This window comes from candidate division KSB1 bacterium, from assembly GCA_022566355.1.
In the GTDB taxonomy this organism is placed as follows: Bacteria; Zhuqueibacterota; JdFR-76; order JdFR-76; family DREG01; genus JADFJB01.
The window spans coordinates 48,491-54,610 of the sequence record JADFJB010000013.1 but is presented as its reverse complement, the minus strand read 5'-3'; the positions used below and the strand labels follow the sequence as shown (position 1 = coordinate 54,610).

4 protein-coding genes are annotated in these 6,120 nt (G+C 38.2%); all 4 read right to left on the bottom strand.

Annotated elements, in window-relative coordinates:
• Window positions 1-311: 311 nt before the first annotated feature.
• The 4 genes from IIC38_04250 to IIC38_04235 all read right to left on the bottom strand — a co-directional run bounded on the left by IIC38_04250 (window position 312) and on the right by IIC38_04235 (window position 6,113).
• Window positions 312-1,688 carry a DUF342 domain-containing protein gene (locus IIC38_04250; protein ID MCH8125158.1) on the bottom strand — a complete coding sequence of 459 codons (1,377 nt, stop codon included), beginning with the start codon at window positions 1,686-1,688 and terminating at the stop codon, window positions 312-314.
• A gap of 207 nt (window positions 1,689-1,895) precedes the next feature.
• Window positions 1,896-3,437 carry a YifB family Mg chelatase-like AAA ATPase gene (locus tag IIC38_04245; GenBank protein ID MCH8125157.1) on the bottom strand — a complete coding sequence of 514 codons (1,542 nt, stop codon included), beginning with the start codon at window positions 3,435-3,437 and terminating at the stop codon, window positions 1,896-1,898.
• Between the two features lie 485 nt (window positions 3,438-3,922).
• A complete protein-coding gene (locus IIC38_04240) occupies window positions 3,923-4,252 on the bottom strand; it encodes a peptidylprolyl isomerase (protein ID MCH8125156.1) in 330 nt (109 codons plus the stop codon).
• A 334-nt stretch (window positions 4,253-4,586) separates the two neighbouring features.
• Window positions 4,587-6,113, bottom strand: a complete 1,527-nt coding sequence (locus IIC38_04235) for a hypothetical protein (protein MCH8125155.1) — start codon at window positions 6,111-6,113, stop codon at window positions 4,587-4,589.
• Between the last annotated feature and the right edge of the window lie 7 nt (window positions 6,114-6,120).

Below are 6,120 nucleotides of genomic sequence, written 5' to 3'. Positions count from 1 at the left end.
TTTAATCAAAAGTTCATTTTGTGCTTAACTAATGCAAATAGACCCCCGATTAAAGCGCTCGGGGGTGACAGTTTTGGGGTTCTCGGATAACCTGAAAACATTCGAAGATGACATTTTTTGTGTCTCTTGAATAGCCTGAAAGCAATAGGGAATGACACTCTACAACAGCCTGCACGACGAAATAACATTGTTGGAAATTTTAAGCTTAAAATCATAATTCATGAATAATGCAGGTTAAGCGATAGGTTGATATTTTGAATGGAGTTTAAATTTAGATAGGAAGTAGAATTGAACTAGTAGGATACAACCAATCAATCCAAAACAGTTATTTCGTTGTGCTTTGATAATACAAATGTCTTACCGCGCATATCCTCTCTAACATGAAAGTGAACACAATTAATAATAATCTCAACTCCGGGATAGACAGATCGATTCACTTTGATAAATGCTTTAGAAGGAGTTATTTGCTTTTTCTCTAAAAGATTATTTTCTTTGCTTATTTGTTCTATTAAGTGGTCAATCTCTATCTGCCGTTTGGAAAAATTAGTAAGTTTTCGGGGAATATCTCCACTCTGGCTCCATCTTTTTAGCTTCTGAATCTCTATATTTACTTTTTTTAACTCCTTTTGAAATTCATCAAGCTTGAATAAGTTCCTTTTGATTTCTTCAGCGATGCTATAATCATAGCCCGTTTCTATAATAGTTGAAGTCCCATATTCATTTCCTAAAGTCTCGACCTCTATCGCATTCGTTGCTATAGCGCAACCACCCACAATCGAAAATCTTCTACCACCAACTTGAATACGATCATTAGCATAAAGTTTAGCATCTACAACCTCTCTCGTAACAAAAATTGATTGACGTGAAAAAACAGATTGATTTCTTACAAAAGCAATACTAATATTTTTTTCTGAATGGATTGAACCATTACCAACACCGATAAATCCTCTCTTAATAATTATGTCATTTCCTGATCTAATAATGGCATCATCAACACAACCCCCTATTTCAATTTTGTCGGTTGAATCTAATTCGAAGCCACTCTTCACATCCCCCTTTACAATGATCGATCCTTTATAGGTGACATTCCCGGTATGAAAATCCACATCTCCCTTGATCGTGCAGACTTGACTAACGCTTATCAATCCCTGTTTTGTAGAAACAACACCTTCGACTTTCGCCAGGGTAACATTGCAATTATCCGGAGAAACATAGGTATTTTGTCCTACTGGAAAAAGTGGAGATTTCCCTTTTATTCCGGAAATAGTATCCCCAAAAACATCGTAACCGTCCAAAGCCTCCATCGGTGGATGGTAAAGTGCCAATTCCTGGTTAGATTCAACAAACTCAATTGCATTAATATCATAAAAATCTACTGCCCCGTCTTCCGTTACTTTTGGCTTGTAATCTTGATAAGTTTTAATATAAAATTCCACCCAGCCATCTTTTCCGTTTTTACCAGGCTGGCCATTAGCAACGGTAACATCATAAACCGGTTCTTTAGTATCACCAATTCTGGCCAATGCATCTTCAATGGCTTGAGTATTAATTTTTGCCTTTATTTTTGATTCTTGTAATTTTGATAGGACATCATCTAATGAAAGCAATGGACTGTCTGAATCCGGTGGGCATAGATCGATTGAAACCGCTAACCTGTCTTTACTAACTTTTATTTTAACGCATTCCATATTGACCATCTTCATAGATAGTATATTAACCAGATCTATTCATAAACCTTATCACTGTCATCCCGTCCGCAACGGGATGACAATTAGGAAATTTTGAACTTAAAACTGCAATTCATGAATTATCCAGGTTAATTAACAATCGACAGGAAATTCCATTACCTATAGGAACCTCTGCATATTTTAGAGATCACGGATTTTTATTCCTAGTTAAATTGAAGCCACAAAATCCCTGTCCAAACTGCGGTACTGGATCGCTTCACTTACATGCTGTGTCAGAATAAGTTCTTCATCTTCCAAATCTGCAATGGTTCGTGAAACTTTGAGAATCCTGTCATATGCCCGGGCAGAAAGTCCAAGTCTGGTAATGGCGATCTTGAGTAATTCTTTACTCGGAGTATCGATTTCGCAATACTCACGAATCTCCCGGGATTGCATATGTGCATTACAGAAAATTTTGGCTTCCGATTCAAACCGTTGCAGTTGAACTTTTCTGGCTTTCTTCACTCTCGACCGTATTGCCTCGGACTTCTCTCCCAATTTTTTTGAAGCCAGGTCTTCATACGCAACTGCAGGAACTTCAACATGGATGTCAATGCGATCTAATAGCGGCCCTGAAACTTTAGCACGGTAACGCTGCACGACCGGAACAGTACACGTACACTCGTGGGTGGGATCAGTTAAATAACCGCAAGGACATGGATTCATCGCGGCTGCAAGCATAAAATTAGCAGGGTATGTGATACTAACCATGGCCCTGGAAATTGTAACACAACCATCTTCCAGTGGTTGCCGCATCACCTCAAGAACATTCTTCCTGAATTCCGGCAACTCGTCCAAAAACAAGACACCGTGATTTGCCAGGCTTACTTCTCCAGGGTGCGGAATATGTCCACCGCCGATTAAGCCTGCGTCGCTGATTGTATGGTGAGGTGAGCGGTAAGGGCGTATTGCAACCAAAGATGTATTTGGCGGTAACTTACCTGAAACCGAGTAAATCTTAGTCGTCTCCAGCGCTTCTTCTACGGTTAAATCCGGAAGTATGGTGGGAAAACGCTTGGCAAGCATGGTCTTACCAGAGCCAGGCGGTCCAATCATCAAAATGTTGTGTCCTCCTGCTGCGGCGACTTCCAGGGAACGCTTCGCTTGTTCCTGTCCTTTTACATCGGAAAAATCAAATGAATAAAATCGCTTACTGATAAACATTTTTTCCATATCCAGTTGAAAGGGTGAAATATCGCTGTCGCCGTTTAAAAAGGAGATGGCTTCCAGGAGATTGTTTACCGGTATGATTTCGATTCCCTGCACCATAGCAGCTTCAATCGCGTTAACCCTGGGAAGAATAATGCCTTTCTTTCCGACATCTCGTGCTGCCACTGAAATCGGTAAAGCTCCGCGAACGCTGCGCAGATTCCCATCCAATGAAAGTTCACCCAAAAGCACGTAATCATTTAATTTGTCAGACATAATCTTGCCTGATGCCGACAAAATACCCAGGGCAATGGGCAAATCCAGGGATGAACCTTCCTTCTTAATATCCGCAGGTGCCAAATTTACGATGATCTTTTTTAACGGAAAGCGAAAATCACAATTTTTTATTGCAGCTTCGACCCGCTCTCGAGATTCTTTGACTGCACCATCCGGCAAACCAACAATTGCAAAATATGGCGCCTGTCCTTCTAGGTGAACTTCGACGTCGATCACATAAGCATCAATCCCCAGAACCCCGGCACTTAAAACTTTAGCAAACATACTACCCCAGTTAAATTTATGAATTTATTTAAATAAAATTAGAGGCTGCTAAACCCCCTTCAAAATTGATTTTTCAGAAAACTAATTATTTGGAGCCATCGACATTTATATCGATACTTGAAATAAATTCTTCCAATTGTTTCATCATTTGTTTTTCTTGTTCGTCAATCTTCACTACTAGTCTAATGCAAGTTAAATGTAATTAACCTGAATAACTCATAAATCTTATCACTGTTATTCAAGAAAATAATTTTTTACTATATTTCATTCTTAATATTCAGCTTTTTCATATTGATGGAAATAGATCCCGTCGCGCGGCGGGATGACATGATTTGAAGTTTTAAGTTTAAAATGCATGATTCATGAATTATTCAGGTTAATTGGCGATCCTCACTAATCGTAAACCCCCAATTAATAAATTAATCTAGTACTTGATCCAAAATTTTACTGGAAGATAATTGTTTGGGTTTGACTACCTTAACCATTTATTCTATCCGTCGAATGATATGATATCCCAACGATGATTTTACGATACCCGAGGTTTCATTTATCTTCAGATTAAATGCCACGTCTTCAAATTCTTTTATCAGATCACCTCTACTAAAATACCCCAAATCTCCTTGACTTTTTTCCGCACCAGGATCAATCGAATATTCAGCCGCTAATTTTTTAAAATCTCCACCTGCTTTCACCTTGTCTAAAACAGATTGTGCTTCTACCTGGGTCTTTAATAATATGTGAAAAGCGTGTATTTTATAACCCTCAACTGCAGACAAATCGGACGTAATAGATGGTTTCCAAATATAACCTTCCATCTGGACTTTTACCCACTGTCCTTCTTCTTTAAGAACGTTTAGTCTTGTTCCACCAATTACAATAGCAATGATGTCGCCATTAGGTGCCAGGCGAAGATTCTCTGATTTTACTTTGACATAATGCTGTGTTTGTGATTGCTGTGCAAAAGCATTGATCATAAAAATTTGAAATAAAAATACCACGATCAACCACTTTTTCATTCAACTGCCTCCATTTCTGCTTCAAATCGATAAAATTGTTCCTGTTTTTTATATATTAAGTGATTTTTTATTTGTATTCCAGATAAATTATTCGGGGTAACATGATATCAAATATCTAATTATTTCGGAAGAATTAATTTGAAATTTCCATTGTACTCATTTTCTCCATTGGAATTTCAATACTTAAGTACTGCCCTTTATTAATCATCAGATGTTCAATTTTCGTTGACTTGTAACCATCTAACATCGCAAGGACTGAATATTTTCCAGGCAAAACCAATCGATGAAAACGGCCATATTTTTCATCGCATCGAGTTGGTTCTACAGCCGGCGAGAAATCCTGTTCCAATTGGATCATTGCTGGTAAAGGTTTTCGATTTTCAATATCATAAACATGGCCAACCAAGCTACTGGACAATACTCGATCCAATAAATAATCCATCCCTTTTAATTGTGCGGTAATTAGTTCATGGTGAGCCTCTTTAGAAGGGAAAAATTCCTTACCTATTTCAACGATTAAAGCAAACGTCCGCCAATTTGCATAGAGCCAGTTTGCACTCTGACCGGATTGGCCATTCAAATAAACTATATCATACTTTTTTTTCAATTTAAATTTTGAAAGATTCTGAGATAATCCGGATGCCAGATCTCTGATAAAAACTTCGTCAGGTGGTTTCATTTCTAACGCCCATGGGAACATCACAACTTCGCCAAAACTATGGTAGTCAATGGCTAATACAAATCGCTCTCTTTCGGCTAAATTCATGATGGCTTTTATCTCACTTTCCGAACTGGGAGTTTTACCTCTAAAATACCAACTTTTGTTTTCTTTGCGTCCACCATTGGCCCAATTAAAATCATAATTACGATTCAGGTCAACCCCATCTATTTCTGGTTCGAATACGCCGTTATTATTATTGTCACGCAAATTCTTTCGCCACCAGGGAAATTTATTATTTTGTGTAAGGACGTAATCATAGCCGTCCGGATTGACACAAGGCACAATCCAAATACTTAAGTGATTAAGCCAGTGTTTAACATGATCTTTGTTTTTGTTATTCACCAGGTGCCTGATCATCGCCAAACAAACTTGCGTCCCCATGGGTTCTCGAGCATGATGCCCCCCCATAAAAAGAACCGACGGCTCATCCTCATCTATCTTTACATTGCCGGAAATTTTAACAGCTTTTATCGGTTTATGATTAAATTGCGAATACCCAATCTTCTCTATGGTCATAATCTCCGGATGGATTGATGCCAATTCTTGTAATTGTTTTAGGATGTTATCATATGTTGGATAAAATGCATCGACTGTATCCTGCTGTTCAGTTTCAAAAAGTACAGCTGTTGGAATCCCGAGACGATTTAGCTCTATCACATTACTCACTTTTCCGGAAATCTCCAAATAATCTGAAACGTCTTGATCACCGGAAACGAACTTCATCTGACGCAATTGTTCAATATGGCTCTGATTTTGAGGAAAAATACGGATTATTACACTATCGCGGGTTTTATTTTTATTCTGCCAATTCTGCAGGAATAAAAAAATGCCGGTAAATACAAACATACAGACAAATCCAACCATCAAATAATAATGCAAATTTGAACTGTGCTTGAAATAGGAATCCTGATTATCAATTGTGTCCGTAGAAGAATTCATATCAGTG

What these genes read in the sequence shown, in the direction of transcription:
- IIC38_04235 (MCH8125155.1), bottom strand. Translation starts at nt 6,113, where the DNA reads ATGAATTCTTCTACGGACACAATTGATAATCAGGATTCCTATTTCAAG.
- IIC38_04245 (MCH8125157.1), bottom strand. Translation starts at nt 3,437, where the DNA reads ATGTTTGCTAAAGTTTTAAGTGCCGGGGTTCTGGGGATTGATGCTTAT.
- IIC38_04240 (MCH8125156.1), bottom strand. Translation starts at nt 4,252, where the DNA reads ATGGAAGGTTATATTTGGAAACCATCTATTACGTCCGATTTGTCTGCA.
- IIC38_04250 (MCH8125158.1), bottom strand. Translation starts at nt 1,688, where the DNA reads ATGGAATGCGTTAAAATAAAAGTTAGTAAAGACAGGTTAGCGGTTTCA.